Annotated in this window: 18 protein-coding genes; 9 read left to right on the forward strand and 9 right to left on the reverse strand. The window is 66.3% G+C overall.

Annotated elements, in window-relative coordinates; genetic code table 11:
* Positions 1-213: 213 nt before the first annotated feature.
* The 7 genes from ACPV3N_RS09175 to ACPV3N_RS09205 all read right to left on the reverse strand — a co-directional run bounded on the left by ACPV3N_RS09175 (position 214) and on the right by ACPV3N_RS09205 (position 7,632).
* A complete protein-coding gene (locus ACPV3N_RS09175; RefSeq protein ID WP_440116853.1) occupies positions 214-918 on the reverse strand; it encodes a hypothetical protein in 705 nt (234 codons plus the stop codon).
* 255 nt (positions 919-1,173) lie between these two features.
* Positions 1,174-1,527: a hypothetical protein gene (locus tag ACPV3N_RS09180; protein ID WP_440116855.1), complete on the reverse strand. Its 354-nt coding sequence runs from the start codon at positions 1,525-1,527 to the stop codon at positions 1,174-1,176.
* Entirely contained in the window at positions 1,524-1,712 is a 189-nt protein-coding gene (locus ACPV3N_RS09185) for a hypothetical protein (RefSeq protein WP_440116856.1), read from the reverse strand. Before ACPV3N_RS09185 ends, ACPV3N_RS09180 begins: the two co-directional genes overlap by 4 nt.
* Positions 1,713-1,996: 284 nt before the next feature.
* Positions 1,997-2,200, reverse strand: coding sequence for a helix-turn-helix domain-containing protein (locus tag ACPV3N_RS09190; protein WP_440116858.1), 204 nt, complete (start codon positions 2,198-2,200; stop codon positions 1,997-1,999).
* Between the two features lie 107 nt (positions 2,201-2,307).
* A complete protein-coding gene (locus tag ACPV3N_RS09195) occupies positions 2,308-3,099 on the reverse strand; it encodes a hypothetical protein (RefSeq protein ID WP_440116860.1) in 792 nt (263 codons plus the stop codon).
* Positions 3,100-3,215: 116 nt separating this feature from the next.
* Positions 3,216-4,379, reverse strand: coding sequence for a tyrosine-type recombinase/integrase (locus ACPV3N_RS09200; RefSeq protein WP_440116861.1), 1,164 nt, complete (start codon positions 4,377-4,379; stop codon positions 3,216-3,218).
* A gap of 244 nt (positions 4,380-4,623) precedes the next feature.
* Positions 4,624-7,632 carry an adenylate/guanylate cyclase domain-containing protein gene (locus tag ACPV3N_RS09205; protein ID WP_440116863.1) on the reverse strand — a complete coding sequence of 1,003 codons (3,009 nt, stop codon included), beginning with the start codon at positions 7,630-7,632 and terminating at the stop codon, positions 4,624-4,626.
* Between the two features lie 155 nt (positions 7,633-7,787).
* Between ACPV3N_RS09205 and ACPV3N_RS09210 the strand changes: the two genes are divergently transcribed.
* Together ACPV3N_RS09210 and ACPV3N_RS09215 are read left to right on the forward strand one after the other, a co-directional pair.
* Positions 7,788-8,288: a PH domain-containing protein gene (locus ACPV3N_RS09210; RefSeq protein ID WP_440116865.1), complete on the forward strand. Its 501-nt coding sequence runs from the start codon at positions 7,788-7,790 to the stop codon at positions 8,286-8,288.
* Positions 8,285-9,883: a PH domain-containing protein gene (locus tag ACPV3N_RS09215; protein WP_440116867.1), complete on the forward strand. Its 1,599-nt coding sequence runs from the start codon at positions 8,285-8,287 to the stop codon at positions 9,881-9,883. Before ACPV3N_RS09210 ends, ACPV3N_RS09215 begins: the two co-directional genes overlap by 4 nt.
* On the opposite strand, the gene ACPV3N_RS09220 is transcribed toward ACPV3N_RS09215, so the two are convergent.
* Entirely contained in the window at positions 9,795-10,103 is a 309-nt protein-coding gene (locus tag ACPV3N_RS09220; RefSeq protein ID WP_440116869.1) for a GNAT family N-acetyltransferase, read from the reverse strand. The genes ACPV3N_RS09215 and ACPV3N_RS09220 overlap by 89 nt on opposite strands.
* A gap of 50 nt (positions 10,104-10,153) precedes the next feature.
* Here ACPV3N_RS09220 and ACPV3N_RS09225 point away from each other — a divergent pair, with 50 nt between their 5' ends.
* Complete coding sequence (locus tag ACPV3N_RS09225; RefSeq protein WP_440116871.1) at positions 10,154-11,149, forward strand: threonine aldolase family protein; 996 nt, start codon at positions 10,154-10,156, stop codon at positions 11,147-11,149.
* Entirely contained in the window at positions 11,146-12,081 is a 936-nt protein-coding gene (locus ACPV3N_RS09230) for a DMT family transporter (RefSeq protein ID WP_440116873.1), read from the forward strand. The genes ACPV3N_RS09225 and ACPV3N_RS09230 overlap by 4 nt, the downstream gene beginning before the upstream one ends.
* Here ACPV3N_RS09230 and ACPV3N_RS09235 read toward each other — a convergent pair.
* Positions 12,035-12,838 (reverse strand): Rossmann-fold NAD(P)-binding domain-containing protein, encoded by an 804-nt coding sequence (locus tag ACPV3N_RS09235; RefSeq protein WP_440116875.1) that lies wholly within the window; start codon positions 12,836-12,838, stop codon positions 12,035-12,037. The genes ACPV3N_RS09230 and ACPV3N_RS09235 overlap by 47 nt on opposite strands.
* Before the next feature lie 183 nt (positions 12,839-13,021).
* Here ACPV3N_RS09235 and pepN point away from each other — a divergent pair, with 183 nt between their 5' ends.
* The 5 genes from pepN (at position 13,022) to ACPV3N_RS09260 (ending at position 19,470) form a co-directional block, all read left to right on the forward strand.
* Positions 13,022-15,676, forward strand: a complete 2,655-nt coding sequence (gene pepN / locus ACPV3N_RS09240; RefSeq protein WP_440116877.1) for an aminopeptidase N — start codon at positions 13,022-13,024, stop codon at positions 15,674-15,676.
* A gap of 43 nt (positions 15,677-15,719) precedes the next feature.
* A complete protein-coding gene (pgeF, locus tag ACPV3N_RS09245; RefSeq protein WP_440117513.1) occupies positions 15,720-16,418 on the forward strand; it encodes a peptidoglycan editing factor PgeF in 699 nt (232 codons plus the stop codon).
* Positions 16,419-16,640: 222 nt separating this feature from the next.
* Entirely contained in the window at positions 16,641-17,213 is a 573-nt protein-coding gene (gene petA / locus ACPV3N_RS09250) for a ubiquinol-cytochrome c reductase iron-sulfur subunit (protein WP_440116879.1), read from the forward strand.
* 19 nt (positions 17,214-17,232) lie between these two features.
* A complete protein-coding gene (locus ACPV3N_RS09255) occupies positions 17,233-18,552 on the forward strand; it encodes a cytochrome b (protein WP_440116881.1) in 1,320 nt (439 codons plus the stop codon).
* Between the two features lie 30 nt (positions 18,553-18,582).
* Positions 18,583-19,470 carry a cytochrome c1 gene (locus tag ACPV3N_RS09260; protein WP_440116883.1) on the forward strand — a complete coding sequence of 296 codons (888 nt, stop codon included), beginning with the start codon at positions 18,583-18,585 and terminating at the stop codon, positions 19,468-19,470.
* The last annotated feature ends 8 nt before the right edge of the window (positions 19,471-19,478 follow it).

Below are 19,478 nucleotides of genomic sequence, written 5' to 3' on the forward strand. Positions count from 1 at the left end.
TTTCCCAGAACTTCCGCATCAGGCGGACGAGCTCATCCTGCACTCGTTCGCTCATCTCGGAGAAGCCAGGAACGTCAGCTAAGCAGCGCTCGCGGATTTCGGCATCCGTCCCCGCTCCCGAGACGATGTAGGCCCGCTGCGTGTCTCGGTGTTCTTTCAGTGTATTATCACCGACCGGCTGTTTCTCGGCTGTTTTATCAGCCTTCGCGCGCTTCATGCCGCCCTCGCCAGGTCGGGCCGACTTTGGGCCATTGCCAGAAGGAAGGCTATTAGAGCCGCGATTCCGAGCTCAGTATCGTTACGCCACCACCACGACTCACCCCTGCCCATGGTATCATGTAAATAGGGGGTGGATTTCACACCGACGAGATATGGCGGATTTGCGTCGTTTGCAGTTTCAGCGGGTCGGGATTTCACACCCGGTTTGGCCGGTAAATTCGGCATTTCATCCTCCAACGGTGTGAAGTTCACACCCGGCAAACGACCGGATGCACGATCCTTCCGATATTTGGCTTGAGCTCGAAGGCGTTTGTCAGCCCGCCTACTCGCGCGGGTCTTCCCGGCTGGCTGGTAGGCCTGCCATTCATTTGTCGATGTGCGCTTGGCCTTCTGCGGGCACTCCGGCCAAACGAGCCAGGTTAGCCGCCAGCAGCGTGCCCTCGATGTCTCTGACGCCTTGATGGCGAAATGAGCGTCCTTTGCGAGCGTGATGAAGCCCCGATCTTGCAGGTCAGCGAATGCGCGCAACGCGGGCCGCTTATCGGATTGACCCAACCTGGCTGCGGCATCTGCGGCAGACAGGAATATCGCGCCATTGTTGTCGCCCCGATATAGGTAGATCAACTCCGTGAGCAGACTGCGGGCGGTAAGATCGAGGCTGGCGTAAGCAGCGGACTCGATGAGGCTGTGTGGCAGCATTACGAAGCGGGGCGCTTTCTCCGTCCGCCCAGTCGCGTTTGGTTTCCGAGGTCTGTTCCTGTCAGGACGGCGCGCCATGTTCACCCCCCGTCAAATCTCGCTTGGCGCGGCCCGTCACCAAACGAATCCCGCCAGCAGTACCCCACGCCTCCCGAAAGGTGGGGAACCACTCACTTGGGCGCTTGGAGTCTGGGGGATTGCAGGCCACGAGGAATCCGGCGCCCTCGATCGTGACATCGATTGTGCCCGCCTCCATCACGCGGCCTCCGCGAGCGCTTCGGGTTCGATGATCGAATAGGCCATAACCTTGACGCCCATCCCACCGGGCCGTTTGCCGACCTCGAACAACTTGCCGAGGCGGACCAACTCGCCGGCACGCGGACGGACGCACAGCAGCGGCAAATCTAGGTCCGCCGCTATCTGTTCGGGGATGGCCCCAGTCCGACCATAGGCGGCCCACCCATCAAGCATTTGCCGATGACGACGCCCGAGCGTCTGGGTGACTTCCGCCGCCGCCTCTCGGCTGTTGGCACGAGCTTCGGTGGAAACGCCTTTGTGTCCGGCTGCGGTGCCGTCGCCGTAGTGAGGTTCTTGATTGTTAGCCATCATTCGGCCTCCATCATTTCAGACAGGCCAGCGCGCTCCGCGAGCGCCGCGAGCCAATCGAATTGCCTGTCAGATAGCGCGAAGGGATCGACCGCGATTTGGCCGAGGAATTGTCCCGCCTTTCGCGTTAGACCCTCGCCCTTGTTGAGTAGCGCCAATGCCAGCGCGCGGCGTGCCTCGAATGTCATCGGGCCACCTCTTCCAATTCGCGCAGCGCCACACTCAAGGCGCGCTCAGCGTCATGCTTGGGAAGGAGCCGCGAGCCAAACAGGCCAGCACGGCGACGACGCACGTCCCATGCGTTCCGTGACGACCAGCATTGCTTGCTGAACGCTCGCAGGGCGTCTATATCGATCCCGTCGAAATCTAGGCCTGCCAGCAAAGACTCGATCGAAGGGTCCCGCACCGGAAGAACGGCGCGGGCCTTTCGCTTTTCAGGGGTAGCGTTCCCCGGTCCGGATGGCGCCACGATTCACGCCGCCGCCTCGGAAGCGTAGTCCGGCAGCGAGGCGAGATATTCCGCTAGATCGTCCCGCAGAATTACCGTGCGCCGACCGCGCTTCTTTGCCTTAAGGTCGCCACGCCGCAGCGCTTCATAAATCTCGGAACGCGATCCCGCGCCCGCCTCTCGCGCCTCATCAATGTGAAAGGCTAATTTGTGATCCGGTAGTGCCATCGTCCTGCCGCCTCCGTGATTGTGGGCGACAGTCCATCTACACCTACAGACGGAGGGTGCGAGAAATCCGTTTGGTCAATTAACCGTACGAAAGATTGGCCAAACTTTCACCGGGGTAATTGCTCTTTGCGATGCGGTCGGCGCCGGGGTCCGGCTTTGGCGGTCACACGGGACTGCATGAACTCCTCGCCGTCAATTGCAAGCTGCGCCAAAGCGACCTTTTCTTCAACCAGTCCTAAGAAATGTCCATGCCAGCCACTGCGGGCGACCGCGAGCATGTATGTGACGACGTCGCCGCCTAGCAGGTTATCACATTGGGCGCGCCACCCTCTTATGGTAGTCCACGGTGTATTTCCGAAAGCCATAGATACTCGAGCCTGCGCTTCCGCCGGGGGTAGCCCACGCCCCTCCAGAAATTCGATCCATTCGAGGGCTCTTAGTTTCTTGTTGGCGATCCGGTAACGCGACCCGCCGACTCCCTGAGCAGACGAAATGACACGAGCCAAGAGACTCGGATCATCACCATTGGAAACTGCTAGCACTTCGTCGCGCAGAGACTGCACAGAAGACATCGCGCGCTGATCCTCGACAGTCGCAAACAACGCCTGTGCCGGCCATAGCCGAAACCATAGGGCGGCAAGATGTTGGTCGCGGGGAGCGGTTGGGGGAGGGGTAGTTCCATATGCGGCACTCAACACCCTGTCGCCCACCAGGCCTCCGATTCCATTCAAGAGGGTTTCTAGGAGCCTCCTCGCCGCTTCGGCGCGAGCGGGACCCATTGCATCAGCATCATCAAATGCCGCTTTCGCGCTAGCAGCGTGCCGGAGGCACATTACAAAGTAGCGCATACGCTCCGGGCGAAACCGCTCCTTAAGTAGTTCTAAGAGATCGTCGTCCATGCCCACTCCGCAGGGTCCCCGCTGAAGTTCGGGAGGGGCTAGCACGGGCGGAGTTCCGCGCCAGGGAGCTACCCTTGCCCCTCCCTGCGATCACCGAGGCAATCGCATTCGACAAATCAAAGCGCCAAGCTGGCGAGCGCGTCCTCCGCGTCGTCGCGAACAAGGTGGCCGTAATGCTTTTCGATCATCTCCACGCCGGTCCCCGCAAGCTGCGCGACCGTGAGGATGGGTAGTTTGGCGCGAATCAGGTCCGTCAGGACCGAGTGGCGCAAGGTGTAAGCCGCGACCGCATCGGGAAGCCCGGCCTCCCGCACAGCATCTTTGATCGGCACCTTCCAAGTGTTCTTGTCCCAAGCCGCCCCGCTTGCGCGAGCGAAGATCGATGCGGTGGGCAGCTTGTCCTTCGATTGCGCCTCCAGAAACGTCGCGATCGACTCGGGGACCGTGATTTGCCGTGGCTTGCCGTTTTTGTCCTTGCCTATGGTGAGGGACCGCGTGCGCCTATCGAAGTCTCGGACCTTGAGATTCGCGAGGCTGCCGGGGCGTAGTGGCAACAGGCACAAGGCGCGAACGAAGGGCTCGGCTTCCTTGTCGCACACCTTCAGGAGAAGCTTCCGCTCGTCTCGATCGAGATAGAGGTCGCGCCGCTTGCCCGCGCCCCGATGGGGCTTGAGCGCCTCTTGCCAAGCGGCATCGGTGTTTGGTGCCCCCGGCGAGAGCACTTGAGACAGGGCGGCGCGCAACGGCACCATATCGCGATTGACGGTGGACTTCGCCCGCACCCGCGTGCGCGTTTCCCCACCCTTGTTGCGGGTGACGAGTGCAGGCTTTTCTTCGAGCCGTGTCCGCCAACTACGCAGATGGTGGCGCCGGAGCTTGTCTAGCTTAACGCTGGCGATGGGATCGGAATATACCGTCCGCTCAAGATTGCCGACTTCGCGGGGCTTTCCTTCAGCGTAAGCACGGCAGGCATCCTCGACGGTCACCAGCTTGCGAACGGCAACGCCCCCACTTTCGACAGTATCCGCGAATTTCTCGGCGTCCTCCTTCGCCTGCTTAAACACATCGTGCCCAAGCATCTCGCTATAATCTCCGAGGGCCTTGCGTTTGTAGACGTGCTCGTCGGGATGATACGCGCGGGCGAACCATTTCCCTTTGCCACCGCGCTTCGACGGGCGAAACCCAAGATAACAGCCGTGGCGGAGCCGCTGCCAATGCGGCTCATCACCCTTGCGGGCTTTCAGCTTTTCTCGGTCGCCGATCCGGCTCAGGTCGGTCATGGGATGGCCTCCGCTACCTTCCATGAAACACCCATGAAATACATCGGCGGACGCTCAAAGGCAACAAGGGACGGAAAACAGAGGGCTAACAGTCCATGGCTGTCCGAGAATATCCGCAACCCCTCCCTTGGTAAGGGAGAGGCCGAGAGTTCAATTCTCTCCAGCAGCACCATCGCTGTATCCCCTGCACTCTTTTCCGAACCTCGTGTTCCGCCAGGCAATGCGGTCGCAACGAGGTTTGTCCTCAATCGGCCCAGATTCCGTCCCATCCAGGACCGGGGGGATTCGCGGCCAATGTCCGGGCCCGGGCCAGCATCAATGCCGACGGGTGATCGTCCGGCTCGATCTCGACCGCCTTTTCGAAGACGCGCAGAGCGCCGGTCCAGTCACCTTCGGCGAGCAGCCCGCGGCCCTTGCCGTAGGCGTGAATCAGCTCCTCTCGCGAGGCTGCGTCGCCCGCCGCGAACGCCTCGTGGATGCGGGTCGCCTGATTGCGTCCGCGCACGCGCACGACATCGAGTTCCCTCAGCGCGATGTCGGGGCCGAGCTCGCCGGCGGTCGCGTCGCAGACGATCGTGCGGACCCGGTACGTCTTGGTGATCGCCTCCAGCCGCGACGCGAGGTTCACCGAATCGCCGATGACGGTGTAGTCCATGCGCTTGGGCGATCCGATCGTCCCTGCGATCACCTCGCCGGTGGCAACGCCGATACCCAGGGCGAGTGCGGGCAGGTCGGGGGACGCGCGCGACCGGTTATAGTCGGCGATGAGATCCTGCATCCTCAGCGCGCTCCGCACCGCGTTGGCCGCGTCGGCCCCGGTCGAGAGCGGCGCGCCATAAACCGCCATCAGGGCATCCCCGATGAACTTGTCGAGGATGCCGTCATGGCTCGCCACCGCCTCGAACAGGCTCGTGAACACGGCGTTGAGCATGTCGACCGTCTGGCGCGGCGACAGTTTCTCGGCTGCCGCGGTGAAGTTGCGGATATCGGCGAACAGGACACTAGTCCGGCAGGCCGTCCCGAACAGCAGGTCCTCGTCGCGCTCGAGGATTTCCTGCACCGCGCTCTGGGGCAGGAACTTGCCGATCGCGCCCTGGAGGCGCTTCGTCGCGGTGATATTGTCGAAAAGGACGAGCACGCCGGTCGCGCCGGTATCCCTGTGCAGGGGGACGATGCTGATGTTCGCGGATACGTGGCCCGCGCGGCCGGTTATGACCTCGAAATCGACGAGGCTGCGCGCCCGGCCCTCGGCGGCGACCTTGCCGATTTCGTCGAGGAGCGCGGGATTGTCCCGGGCGAACGAATCGGCCGGCCGGGTCCCCTCGATCTCGTCCCGCGCATATTCCAGGATTTCGCAAGCAGCCTGGTTGACCTTCGCGATCCGGCCGTTCTCGTCGAGGGTGAGAAGTCCGCTCGACATCGATCCGAGGATGCTCTCGCTGTATTCGCGGGCCGAATCGACGTCGGCGAACAGCTGCGCGTTCTCGATCGCGATGGCAGCCTGGGAGGCGAACGCTTCCATCCGGCGGACGTCGCGGCTGTCGAAGCCGTCCTTGCCGATGCGGTTGAGGGCCTGCAGCACGCCGAGGCGCCGCCCGTCGCGGGTCATTACCGGGACCGCCATCACTGTCCGGGTGATGTAGCCGGTCGCGGCATCGACCGACGCGTTGAACCGCGGATCGACATAGGCGTCGGCCACCACGATCGGCTTGCCATCGACGTGGCAGTGCCCGGCGATCCCGTGATCGGCGGGGAACCGCAAGACCTGGGTCGCCACCCCCTCGGCGACCAGCGACCAGAGCTCGTTCCTCCGTTCGTCGTACATGAACAGCGAGCTGCGATCGGCGTTCACCACCCTGGTGGTGGCCTCGACGATCCGCGTCAGCAGCGGCTGGAGGTCCATCTCGGTGCTGATGGCGGTGCTCACGTCGAACAACGTGCGAAGCTCGACGTTCGATCGCTCGGCCGCGTGCGTCGCCAGCGACCAGCGCCTGGCGAAGACGATGACGTGGGAGAACAGCAACATCAGGATGCCGATTGGCGCGAGGTCCGAGGCGATCACCCGGTCGCGAGGGAGGATGTCGGCCTGGACGAACGCGACCACGGCCATCGTCGCAACGAAGGCGCCCATTCCGGCGAACAGCACGCGCGCGCCGGAACGCCCCCGTCGGGCCGCCCGGGCAACTACGACTACCACGTAGGTGCAGACCACGACCGCCGTCGCCAGCGAGGCCAGCGATATGAACGACGCTGCGAGCGGATTTCCGGTCGCGATCGCGACCAGCTGCGCGGCCGTGATCGACCCCATGACGGCCGCCAGAACGCGCATCGGCCAGCGCCAGCTCTCGGCCGGGAAGAGGTGGTGCGCGTATCCCAGGAAGAACAGCACCGTCAGCCCGAAGGTCGAGTACTGGACTGCGAGCATCCCTCCGAGGCCTAGCGAGGGCACGGAGGCAAGGATGAGGTTGTCGTATGCCATCCCCATCGCGGTCGGTACGAAGAAGATGCAGCTCGCCGCGAAGTAGAGGGCGGGCAGCTCCTCTCCGCGGTAGAAGAAGACCACGATGCCGTAAGCGGCAAGGACCAGCAGGCAGACGATGAAGACGAAGTCCTGCGCCGCCTGCCAGGCGAGCCACTCGCCGACCGCATGGGGCGAGCCCAGCACGGGTTCGGCGACGAGGCCCGTCTCGCGGTGGCTGAACGAGGCGAGCTGCACCGCGATCGTAACCGGGCGTCCGTCACTGGTGAAATTGACCATCGCAGCCCGGGGATGCTGGACCGTGGTCGCGGGAGAGGTCCCGACCTCGCCGATCGAAGCGGCGGGTGCCCCGTCGACAAGGATGCGCGCCGCGGAGTAGATCAGCGGCAGGCGCACGGTGTAGGGGCCGGGCGCGAGACCACGGATGGTCAGGCGGTAGGTGCCGACGCCGCGATCGGAGCCCCCATTCCCGGGTCCGAGGGTCCAGGCACCCGGCACGCGCATCGTCGCGGGCCCCGGCCCGTCGAACCCTTTGCCCCCGTCCCTTCGGAAGGCCCAGTCGCCCGCGAGCGGGACTGCGCCACGACTGCTGTCCCAGCCCGCGAGGTCGATTGCGCCCTGGCGCGCGTCGGGCGCATCCGGTGCAAGCGGGCTGGCGAGGAATGGTGCGCACAGGCCGGCGAAAACGGCCAGTAGAAGCAAGGCCGCGCCGAGGCGGGGCAGAGACCACGGGCCTCCGGCCGTCCCCTCGCCTGACGGGCGTCCCGTCTGCATCACCGCATCCCCCTCAAACGCCGCGCAACGAGCGGGCCGAGTGTTCCACACACGGCCGGCGCTGCCCATCCTTAACTTCGCTGGCGGCTCGGAATCGATCGGCTCGCGACGAAACCGTCTTGTCACGCGGGGCCGTGTTATCCATGTAAGTCACCATGAGCGCGGCAGAACACGAAAACTGGGCCGGGGCCGACGACGAACGGGCCCTGACCCCGCTAGCCCCGAACCATGTGAAGCTGCTGCGTGTGCAGGCAGCGATCGTGACCGCGCCGTTCGTCATCGGGTCGCTGGTGCTCGAGACCGCTGACCTGCTTCCCACCGGCCTGTTCGTGGCGCCCGTGCTGGCGGCCGCGGCCTGGGTGGTCCTGCGTATTCCGCTGCGCCGCCATGCTGCGCGCGGCTACGACCTGGGCGCTGACCGGCTGCGGGTGGTTCGCGGGCTCTGGTTCCGCTCGGACACGGTGGTACCGTTCGGCCGGGTCCAGCACATCGACGTAACGCAGGGTCCGCTCGAACGCGGCTTCGGCCTCTCCACGCTGGTCGTCCATACTGCCGGGACCCACAATGCCAGCGTCGCGTTGCCCGGGCTCGCCGCCGATGACGCGGCGGCGATGCGCGAAACGATCCGCGCGCACATCAAGCGCGAGATGCTGTGACCGGGGTAATCGCCAGCGGTGCGGCGCCAGAGGGCCACCCGCGCCGGACCGCGCCGCTCGGCATCCTCGTCGGCGCGCTCGGCGACATCCGCAAGGCCGTGCTGCCGGCCGTTGCGGGAGCCTATGGCCTGCGAAACGAGTTCGCGGGGATCGGATTCCTCGCCGGGATCGCCGTCCTCGCGGTACTTATCGGCCTTGCCGGGAGCGTGCTGCGCTGGTTGCGCACGACCTACACCGTCGGCGAGGAGGACATCCGGCTCGAGACCGGCGTCGTCAGCCGCTCGGCGCGGTCGGTACCCTACGAGCGGATCCAGGACGTGAGCATCGAGGAACCGCTCCTTGCCCGGCTGTTCGGACTTGCGCGCGTGACCTTCGATACGGGGGCCGGCGGCAAGGACGATCTCGCGCTGTCGTGGCTTCCCCTGGCCGAGGGCGAGCGGCTGCGCGAGCTCGTGCGCGAGCGGCGGGACGAGGAAGCGCAGCAGGCGACTCCGGGGCTGGCCGTGCAGGCAGAGCCGTCCGGCGACGTCCTGTTCGCGATGCCGCGAAAAAGACTGGCGATCTTCGGGCTGTTCGAATTCTCGCTCGCGGCGTTCGCCGTCGCCGCAGGTGCGGCGCAGCAGTTCGACGATTTCCTCCCGTTCGACATCTGGGACTGGGACGGCTGGCAGTCGCGGCTCGACGGTGGCGGTCACTGGCTCGCCGCGCTCGGCCCGTTCGCGCAGGCCGCGGCGGTAATGCTCGCGCTGGCCATGCTCGTGGTGGTGGGGTTCACAACCGGTCTCGCGCGAACGGTGGCGCGAGACTGGGGGTTCGAACTGACCCGTACGGCCAAGGGGTTTCGCAGGCGGCGCGGGCTGTTCACGCGCACCGACGTGGTCATGCCCGCGCATCGCGTCCAGGCAGTCCAGGTCCGTACGCGGCCTCTGCGCCGCCTGTTCGGGTGGCACGAGCTCCGGTTCGTGAGCCTGGCGCAGGACGAGGGGACGGGCAGCCACGTGGTCGCCCCGTTCGCGCAGGTCGACGAACTGGCCCCGATTGCCGCCGCGGCGGGATTTCCCCTGCCGGGCGCGGCCATCGAGTGGCATCGCCCGGCCCGGCGCGCGTTCGTCGATGCCGCTGTGCTCGGCTCGCTCGTGCCGGTCGCGATTGCGGCAGGGCTGCTGTTCTCGCCTGTTCCGGCCGCTGCGCCTCTACCCCTTCTGGCGATACCGTTCGTCGCGTTAGGCCAGCTGTTAAGGTGGCGTCGCGCTCGCCACGCTCTGGATGCCCGGCAGGTCTACCGCCGGCACGGCTGGCTCGCGCCCAGGGTCGACGTGGCCGATCGCGTCAAACTGCAGTCGGTCGAGATCGCACAGGGGCCGCTGGCGAGAGCCGGAGGCTACGCCACGCTGCACCTCGGGCTGGCCGGCGGCAGGCTGTCCTTCGAAGCGGTTCCGATCCGCGAGGCGCGGCGCATCCGCGCCGCCGTGCTCGACAGTATCGCGAGGTGCGATTTCTCGCGCCTCAGCTCGGGGTTTCGGCCAGAAGGTCCGACCATTCCGGATGACGCCGGAACTGGGCATCGACATACGAGCACTGCGGAACGATCTTGAACCCTTCTTCGCGCGCGTCGCGGACGAGTGCGTCGACAAGCGCGGCGGCAACTCCCTGACCGCCGATCTCGGCCGGAACGATGGTGTGGTCGGCAATCCGCGCACCGCCCCGGGCCTTCCATGTCAGCCGGCCCACGGCATCGCTGTTCGCGACCGTCGCCCGGTATTCGCCCTGCGCCTCGTTCCCGCGGTGGGTAATTTCCAGCCCTTCGATCGCCATGCGGATGTCTCCTTCTTGCGCTCAACGCCAGCGCGGCTAGGGGCGTTCCGATGCTCTTCCTGTCCGACAACGCCGCAGCGGTCCACCCGAGGATATGGGAGGCGATGCGCGCTGCCGACGAGGCGCAGGCGCCGTACGACAACGACGCGCTCTCGCGCGCACTCGACGAGCGGTTCACCGACCTGTTCGGCCGCGAGGCGCACGCCCTCTGGGTTGCTACCGGAACCGCCGCCAACTGCCTCGCGCTTGCCACGATGTGCGCGCCCCACGGCGGAGTCGTCTGCCATCGCGACGCGCACATCGAGGCCGACGAGGGGGGCGCCCCGGGGTTCTTCCTCCACGGCGCCAAGCTGATGCTTGCCGAAGGCGCGCACGCGAAGCTGACGGAAGGCGCGGTGCGGGCCGTGATCGACCCGATCGTGCCCGACGTCCACTGGGTCCAGCCGCACGCGCTGAGCGTGACGCAGGCGAGCGAGGCGGGCTGCGTTTATCGCCCCGCCGAAATGGCCGGGCTGGCCGCACTGGCGCGCGAACGCGGACTCGGCTTCCACGTCGACGGCGCGCGCTTCGCCAACGCGGTCGCATGGCTCGGCTGCTCGCCGGCCGAGGCTGCCGGTCCGTGCGACGCGCTCAGCTTCGGCTGCATAAAGAACGGGGGAATGAGCGCGGAGGCGATCGTGTTCTTCGATGCCGAGCGCGCCGCGCTCGCCCGCTGGCGCCGCAAGCGTGCCGGCCACCTGCAATCGAAGGGCCGCTATCTTGCCGCGCAGATACTCGCGATGCTGGAGAACGACCTGTGGCTCGCGAACGCGCGCGCGGCCAATGCCGCCGCGGAGGAGATCGCGCGCGCGTGCGGCGATCGGCTGATGCATCCGGTTGAGGCGAACGAGGTCTTCGTTCGCCTTTCTCCCGCCGAGCGGGAAAGTCTGCGCGCACGGGGCTTTGCTTTCTACGACTGGGGGGCGGAGGGCGCTCGCTTCGTCGCCGCGTGGAACACCCGCGCCGAGGATGCCGGCGCGCTCGCCAGCGCTATTGGCAGCCTGTGACCGCGCCGCCGCCGCACGCGCTGCTGCGTCCGCGCATCGCGCTTCCCTTCCTGCTGACCGCGCTCATCTGGGGATCGACCTGGTACGTGATCCGCGGCCAGATCGCGGAAGTGCACCCGCAGTGGGCAGTGGCCTATCGCTTCGCGCTCGCCGCGCCCGCGATGTTCGCGCTGGCGGTGCTGATGCGCAAGCGTCTCGCGATGCCGCGCCGGGCGCACGCCCTCGCGCTGACCATGGGTCTGTTCCAGTTCTGCGCCAACTTCACGTTCGTCTATGCGAGCGAAGCGCACCTGACTTCAGGCATCGTCGCGCTGATCATCGGGCTGATGTTCGTTTCCAACGCGGCGCTGGCGCGGGTCCTCCTTGGCCAGCCGGTGTCCCGCCGGTTCGTGATCGGCAGCGCGATCGCGCTGGGAGGGATCGTCCTCCTGCTGCTCAACGAGGCGCGCACGGCACCGCTCGAGGGCAACGTCGCGCTGGGCGCCGGGCTGGCCCTGGCGGGGATGATTTCCGCGTCGCTGGCGAACGTGCTCCAGGCGGGTCCCGCCGGGCGCGACGTTCCGCTGGTCAGCCTGCTCGCCTGGGCGATCCTCTATGGTGTGGGAATCGACATCGCGCTGGCGCTGGCGCTTGTCGGGCCGCCGCAGATGCCCGCTTCGGGATGGTTCTGGGCGGGGACCGCCTGGCTCGCACTGGTCGGGACGGTGGTCACGTTCCCGCTTTACTACCAGCTGGTGCGCGAATTGGGTGCGGGCCGCGCGGCCTACAACGGGGTGCTGGTCATCGTGATAGCGATGGCGATCTCCACCGTGCTCGAAGGGTATCGCTGGTCTGCGCTGGCGATTGCAGGCGCGTTGCTCGCCACGCTCGGAATGCTCGTCGCGCTCAGGGCCCGGCAGGTCGCTGTCGCTCCAACCGTTCGCCCGCCATAATAGCGCGCAAGCCCTCGCGGTAGGTCGGGTAGCGCGGAGACCAGCCCAGCACGCGCCTGGCCTTGCCGTTGGCTACCCGGCGGTTCTCGGAATAGAAGCCCCGGGCCATCGGGCCGAGGCCGGCTTCGTCGAGCGACTGCAGGGGCGGAGGGGCGACGCCGAGCAGTCGGCAGGCCTCTTCGGTAACCGCCGCCCCGCTCGCGGGCAGGTCGTCGGCGAGGTTGTAGGCGCCCGGTGGTGCATCGAGAGATGCTGCCACCGCGCTCGCAATGTCCTCGACGTGGACACGGCTGAATACCTGTCCCGGCAGGTCGATCCGGTGGGCCCGGCCTTCGCGCACCCGGTCGAGCGGCGAACGGCCCGGGCCGTAAATGCCCGGCAGGCGGAACACGCGCGCCCCGATCGCCAGCCACGCCGCATCGGCCTGCGCGCGCCCGCCCCGGCGCCCGCCGCCGGTGGGCGACGCCTCGTCCACCCACGCGCCGCCGGTGTCGCCATAGACCCCGGTTGAACTGAGGTAGCCCAGCCACCGCTCGCCCAGCGCGTCGCCGTACCGCCCCAGCACCGGATCGCCCTCCGCGCCCGGCGGGACCGACGACAGGACGTGGCTCGCGCCCGCCAGCGCGCTGCGCACCGCGGCCTCGTCTTCGAAGGCTATGGTGCCCGCGCTGCCGGTCGCGACGACGTCCCAGCCGGCCAGTGCGGCGGCGATCCGCCGCGCGCTGTAGCCGAGACCGAAGACGAAAAGGCGGGGCATGGGGCGTCGCGCAATCCCGCAAGATGGACCAGCCGCCGCGAGCGTTGTGATCCGTGGTTTAACGCATGGTCGGCCGGCATTGCGCGGCTGTCAATCGTGCGCACCGACCAGCGTACGCGTGCCTACGACGAACGTTACCGGACCGGGTGGACGCGCCGCCCGCAAGGTCTAAAGGCATCAATCATGGATATTGCACGCTCTCCCTCGACACCCGACGGCAACCCCCAGATGGCCGATGCACCGCCCCTTCCCGTGGAACCGCCCGTCATCCGGCGCGAGGATTACAAACCCTTTCCGTGGCGCGTACCCACCACCTGTCTCGATTTCGCGCTGGGGATTGAGGCCACGCGGGTCACCGCGACGCTCGCGGTCGAACCCAACCCCGATGCCGAACCCTCCGAGACGATCCGACTGTCGGGCGACGGCCCCGAACCGCTGTCGGTCGAGGTCGACGGACAGGGCTCGAACAGCTGGCGGATGGAGGGGGGCGACCTCGTCGTTCCGCTCGCTCCGGGCGCACACGAACTCACGGTCGTCACGCAGATAGACCCGGCAGCCAACTCGCAGCTCATGGGGCTCTATGCCTCGAACGGAATGCTCTGCACCCAGTGCGAGGCCGAAGGCTTTCGCCGGATCACCTTCTTTCCCGACCGGCCCGACGTGCTCAGCACGTATACCGTCAGGATGGAAGGACCGAAGGACGCGTTTCCCGTCCTGCTGTCCAATGGCAACCGGACAGCGACGGGGGAGGGCGAGGGAGGCAACCACTGGGCCGAATGGCACGACCCGTGGCCCAAGCCGAGCTACCTGTTCGCGCTCGTCGCTGGCGATCTCGTCGCGCGGAAGGATACCTTCACGACGATGTCGGGCCGTACGGTCGACCTCGCCATCTGGGTTCGCGCGGAGGATCTCGCGCGCACCGAACACGCGATGGAATCGCTCAAGAAATCGATGAAGTGGGACGAGGAGGTGTTCGGCCGCGAATACGACCTCGACGTGTTCAACATCGTCGCGGTGGGCGATTTCAACATGGGAGCCATGGAGAACAAGGGCCTCAACGTCTTCAACACCAAATACGTCCTTGCAGATCCCGAAACCGCCACCGACGGCGACTATGACGGGATCGAGGGCGTGATTGCTCACGAATACTTCCACAACTGGTCGGGCAATCGCGTGACCTGTCGCGACTGGTTCCAGCTCAGCCTCAAGGAAGGTTTCACCGTGCTGCGCGATCAGCTGTTCAGCCAGGACATGCAGGGCGAGGCGGTCAAGCGGATCGAGGACGTGCGACTGCTCCGCAGTGTCCAGTTTCCCGAGGATTCGGGGCCGCTCGCGCACCCCATCCGGCCCGATTCCTTCCGCGAGATCAGCAACTTCTACACGGCGACGATCTACAACAAGGGCGCCGAGGTCATCCGCATGATGCGCACGATGGCGGGGCCCGAGCGGTTCAGGAAAGGGACCGATCTCTATTTCCAGCGCCACGACGGCGAGGCGGCGACCTGCGAGGATTTCGTCAAGGCGATCGAGGACGGCGCCGGCCTCGACCTCACGCGCTTTCGCCGCTGGTACAGCCAGGCAGGCACGCCGAAGGTCGAGGTCGACTTGACCCACGAAGGGGATACCGCGACCCTGACCCTGCGCCAAACCGTGCCCCCGACCCCCGGCCAGCCCGACAAGGAGCCGATGCCGATCCCGTTGAAGTTCGCGCTGTTCGACCGCGCGACGAAAGAGCACCGCGGCGAGGAGCTGGTCGTTCTCGAGGGGGCCGAAACAGAGATCCAATTTGGCGGATTCGCCGCCATGCCCGTGCTGTCGATCAATCGCGGTTTTTCCGCTCCCGTTTCGATCGAGCGCGAGACACCTGTCGACGATCTCGTGTTCCTTGCCGCGCACGACGACGATCCGTTCGCGCGGTACGAGGCCATGCAGGAATTGATCGTGCGCCACCTCGTAGCCGCGGTGGGCGAGGGGCTTGCCGGAAGCGAACGCGACGCGGGGCGTGAGGCCATCGCCAGGGCGCTCGGGGCGGTGATCGCCGATCGGGGGCTCGACGATTCGATGCGCGGCGAGCTCCTGATGTTGCCGAGCCAAACTTATATCGCCGAACAGCTTCTGGTTGCCGACCCTGGCCGCATCCACGCCGAGCGCGAGGCTCTGAAGGGCTGGCTCGGCGCCTCGCTGGAAAGTGCACTGGTCGCCATGCACGAGCGCGCGAGCAGGTCGTCCGACGGGATGGGCGCCGAGGCCCGCGGCGCCCGCAAGGTCAAGACGCAGGCGCTGGTCTATCTCGCTGCCGGAAACCCCGGGCGTGCGGCGCAGATGGCCGCAGCGCAATACGACGAGGCAACCAACATGACCGACCGGCAAGGGGCGCTCATGGTGCTGACCGGATTGCCGGGCCCCGAGCGGACCGGACGGCTGATCGACTTCTACAACCGGTACCAAGGCAACGCGCTCGTGATCGACAAGTGGTTCAGCCTGCAGGCAAGCTCGCTGCATCCCGACGCGATCGAACACGTCAAGGCGCTCGCTGATCACCCCGATTTCGCGTTGCGAAACCCGAATCGGGTACGCAGCCTCTACATGGCGTTCGCGGGCAATCCCCACGCGTTTCACGAGGAGAACGGAGAGGGGTACCGGATCGTCGCGGACCTTATCCTCGCGCTCGATCCGCTCAACGCCCAGACGGCCGCGCGGTTCGTGCCGCCGCTCGGGCGGTGGCGCCGGATCGAGCCGCGACGCGCGGCGCTGATGCGCGAACAGCTGGAACGGATCGCGGCAACGCCGGGGCTTTCGCGCGACACCTTCGAGCAGGTGACCCGCACCCTTGGCTGAGGCCCTGCGCGCCGAGGGACTGCACGAGGTCCCGCACGGGTTCATGACCCGGCTGGGGGGCGTTTCCACCGGGGCCGTGGCCAGCCTCAACTGCGGCTATGGTGCGGGCGACGATCCGGAGGCGGTTGCGGACAACCGCCGCCTCGCCGCCGAGGCCGTCCTGCCCGCAGCATCCCTCGTCGGCCTGTTCCAGATCCACTCGCCGGAGGTCGTGACCGTGACCGAGCCGTGGAGCGACGGGGACCGGCCGCGAGCGGATGCGCTGGTCACCGATCGCGCGGGTATCCTCCTGTCGATCCTGACTGCGGATTGCGCCCCGGTTCTGCTCGCCGACCGGGAGGCGGAAGTGGTGGGCGCGGCGCACGCAGGTTGGCGCGGCGCGCACGCCGGGGTGATCGAGCGCACGGTCGCGGCGATGGAGGCGCTCGGCGCGCGGGCCGGGCGGATCGCGGCGGCCGTCGGCCCCTGCATCGCCCAGGGGTCGTACGAGGTCGCACAAGATTTTCGCGATCGGTTCGACGCGGGCGACGCGCGCTTCTTCGCGCCGGGGCTGGAAGGCCACTGGCAGTTCGATCTCGCGGGGTACGTGGCGCACCGCCTTGCCGAATCGGGGATCGCCACGATCGAGCGGCTCGATCGCGACACCTATGCCGAGGAGCACGCGTTCTTTTCGTTCCGCCGCGCGACGCACCGCGGCGAGCCGACCTACGGACGGCAAATTTCGCTCATCGGGCTCGGCTGAGAAACGCGCCGCGAAACCGCCATAATGGCGGTTGGCAACATGGCGTTTGCCGTCTATGCGCGCCGCAAACCGGCACCGTAGGGAGCTTGACGGCCCCCATGCGGCGAACCGCGAAAACAGGGGCCCACGCTTCGTTCTCGCTGCTCTGCCGGTGGCAGTTTCAAGGGCACGCCATCCGGCAGCCCATCGAGAAGACGTTACAAGGCAAGGCAGGCACGGCTGATGGCTGACACGACTGGCGACGCGATCCCGGGGACCGTTACGGTCGAAGACGAAGGGGTCCGGCGGCGCGATTTCATTAACGTAGCGGCGATCGCCGCCGCGGGGGTCGGCGGGGTGAGCGTGCTCCTCCCCCTGATCAGCCAGATGGCGCCGTCGGCCGACGTGCTCGCCGAAAGCAGCACCGAGGTCGACGTCTCGGCGATCCAGCCCGGCCAGGCGATCAAGGCGGTGTTCCGCAAGCAGCCGCTGTTCGTCCGGCGATTGACGCCCGAGGAGATCGCGGCGGCCAACGCTATTCCGGTCAGCGGCCTGCGCGACCCGGAAACCCTCGAGGAGCGCACCAAGGAAGGGCACGAGGACCTGCTCGTGACCATGGGCGTGTGCACCCACCTCGGCTGCGTGCCGCTCGGCGCCGCCGAGGGTGAGATCAAGGGTGAGTTCGGGGGTTATTTCTGCCCGTGCCACGGATCGCACTACGACACCGCGGCGCGCATCCTGAAGGGCCCGGCACCGAAGAACCTCGAGGTGCCCGAGTATGAATTCACCAGCGACACCGTGATCAAGGTCGGCTGAGGCGAGAGAGAGCGAAACGATGAGCTTCCCCTGGGCCCAACAATATCAACCGGTTAACCCGTTCATGCGCTGGATGGACGAGAAGCTGCCGCTTCCTCGCCTCGTCTACAACGCGGTCGGCGGCGGCTATCCGGTCCCCCGCAATCTCAATTACATGTGGAATTTCGGTGTCCTCGCCGGGTTCTGCCTCGTGCTGCAGATCGTCACCGGCATCGTGCTGGCGATGCACTACGCATCGAACGCGACCGTGGCGTTCGCCTCGACCGAGCACATCATGCGCGACGTCAACTGGGGCTGGATGCTGCGGTATGCCCACGCCAATGGCGCAAGCATGTTCTTTGCGGTGATCTACCTGCACATCTTCCGCGGTTTCTTCTACTCGTCTTACAAGGCCCCGCGCGAGATGGTCTGGCTGCTCGGCGTGGTTATCTTCCTGCTGCTGATGGCGACCGGCTTCATGGGCTACGTCCTGCCGTGGGGGCAGATGAGCTTCTGGGGGGCCAAGGTCATCACCGGCCTGTTCGGCGCGATCCCCGTCGTCGGCGAGCCGATCCAGATCTGGCTGCTCGGCGGCTACGCGCCCGACAACGCGGCGCTCAACCGCTTCTTCAGCCTGCACTATCTGCTGCCGTTCGTGATCGCAGGCGCGGTTATCCTGCACATCTGGGCGCTCCACCTCACGGGCTCCTCGAACCCCACCGGGGTCGAAGTGAAGAGCGAGAGCGACACGATCCCGTTCCACCCCTATTATACCGCCAAGGACGGCTTCGGGCTGGGCGTGTTCCTGCTGATCTACTGCGCGCTCCTGTTCTTCGGACCGAACCTGCTCGGCCACCCCGACAACTACATCGAGGCGAATCCGCTCTCGACCCCGGCGCACATCGTTCCCGAATGGTATTTCTGGCCGTTCTACGCGATCCTGCGCGCCTTCACGGTGGACCTGCACATCCCGTTCACCAGCATCGTCATAATCGAGGCCAAGCTGCTCGGCGTGCTGGCGATGTTCAGCGCAATCCTGCTGTGGTTCTTCCTGCCCTGGCTCGACAAGGGCCCGGTGCGCAGTGGACACTACCGGCCGTTGTTCCGCAAGTTCTTCTGGTTCGGCCTGATCCCGGCGATGATCGTCCTGTTCTGGGCCGGTGGTGCGCCGGCGGAAGAGCCGTACGTCATGCTCAGTCAGATCGCGACCGCGTACTACTTCCTCCACTTCCTCGTGGTGCTGCCGATCGTCTCGATGATCGAACGGCCCGAGCCGCTGCCGTACTCGATCACCGAGGCGGTGCTGGGCGAGGACAAGGACGCGGTCCTCGGCGAGAACGCCGAACCGGTCGGCGTCTGAACTACAGGCTTTAGGGAAAGCGACACGACAATGATCCGTCTCTTCGGAATCCTCATCGGCCTGTTTTTCGCGGTCATGGCACTCTGGGCGTTCGGCACGGGCGTCGGCACCGTGATTTCCGACGGCCAGCTCAAGGAAGCGACCGCCGAGCACGAGTTCCACCTGCATGCGCGCGACGCCGAGCTCGCCTCGGACGGCGCCTTCGGCAAGTGGGACCTCGCGCAACTCCAGCGCGGTTTCCAGGTTTACAAGGAAGTCTGCTCGGCCTGCCACAGTCTCAAGTTCGTGGCCTTCCGCGACCTCGCGGCGCTCGGCTACAGCGAGGCCGAAGTGAAGGCGATCGCCGCGGGTTTCCAGGTCCCGGGGGTCGATCCGAACACTGGCGAGGCGACCACTCGTCCGGGCCTTCCTACCGACTATTTCCCGTCGCCCTATCCTAACGCGGTGGCGGCGGCGGCGGCGAACAACAACGCCATTCCGCCCGACCTTTCGCTGATGACGAAGGCGCGGCACGACGGCAGCAATTATGTCTATTCGCTGCTGACCGGTTATCGCAACGTCGATACCTTCAGCATCGACGGCAAGAAGGTGAAGGAGGAATTCCCCGAATTCGCCACCCCGCCGAACACCTATTTCAACCCGTATTTCGCCAATCTCAACATCGCGATGGCGCCGCCGATCACGGCGGACGGACAGGTGTCTTACGCCGAGGGTCAGCCGGCCCCGACGGTCGACCAGATGTCGCGCGATGTCGCGGCGTTCCTGACCTGGACCGCCGAGCCCAAGAAGGTGAAGCGCACCCAGGTGGGCTGGCCCGTTCTCGGCTTCCTGCTGTTCGCGACGATCCTCGCGTGGATGGCGAAGAACCAGGTCTGGGCTGCGATCAAGCCCAAGAAAGCCAAGGTGGTCCAGGGCTGATCGCCCGG

Source organism: Tsuneonella sediminis (assembly GCF_051912845.1).
In the GTDB taxonomy this organism is placed as follows: domain Bacteria; phylum Pseudomonadota; class Alphaproteobacteria; order Sphingomonadales; family Sphingomonadaceae; genus Tsuneonella; species Tsuneonella sediminis.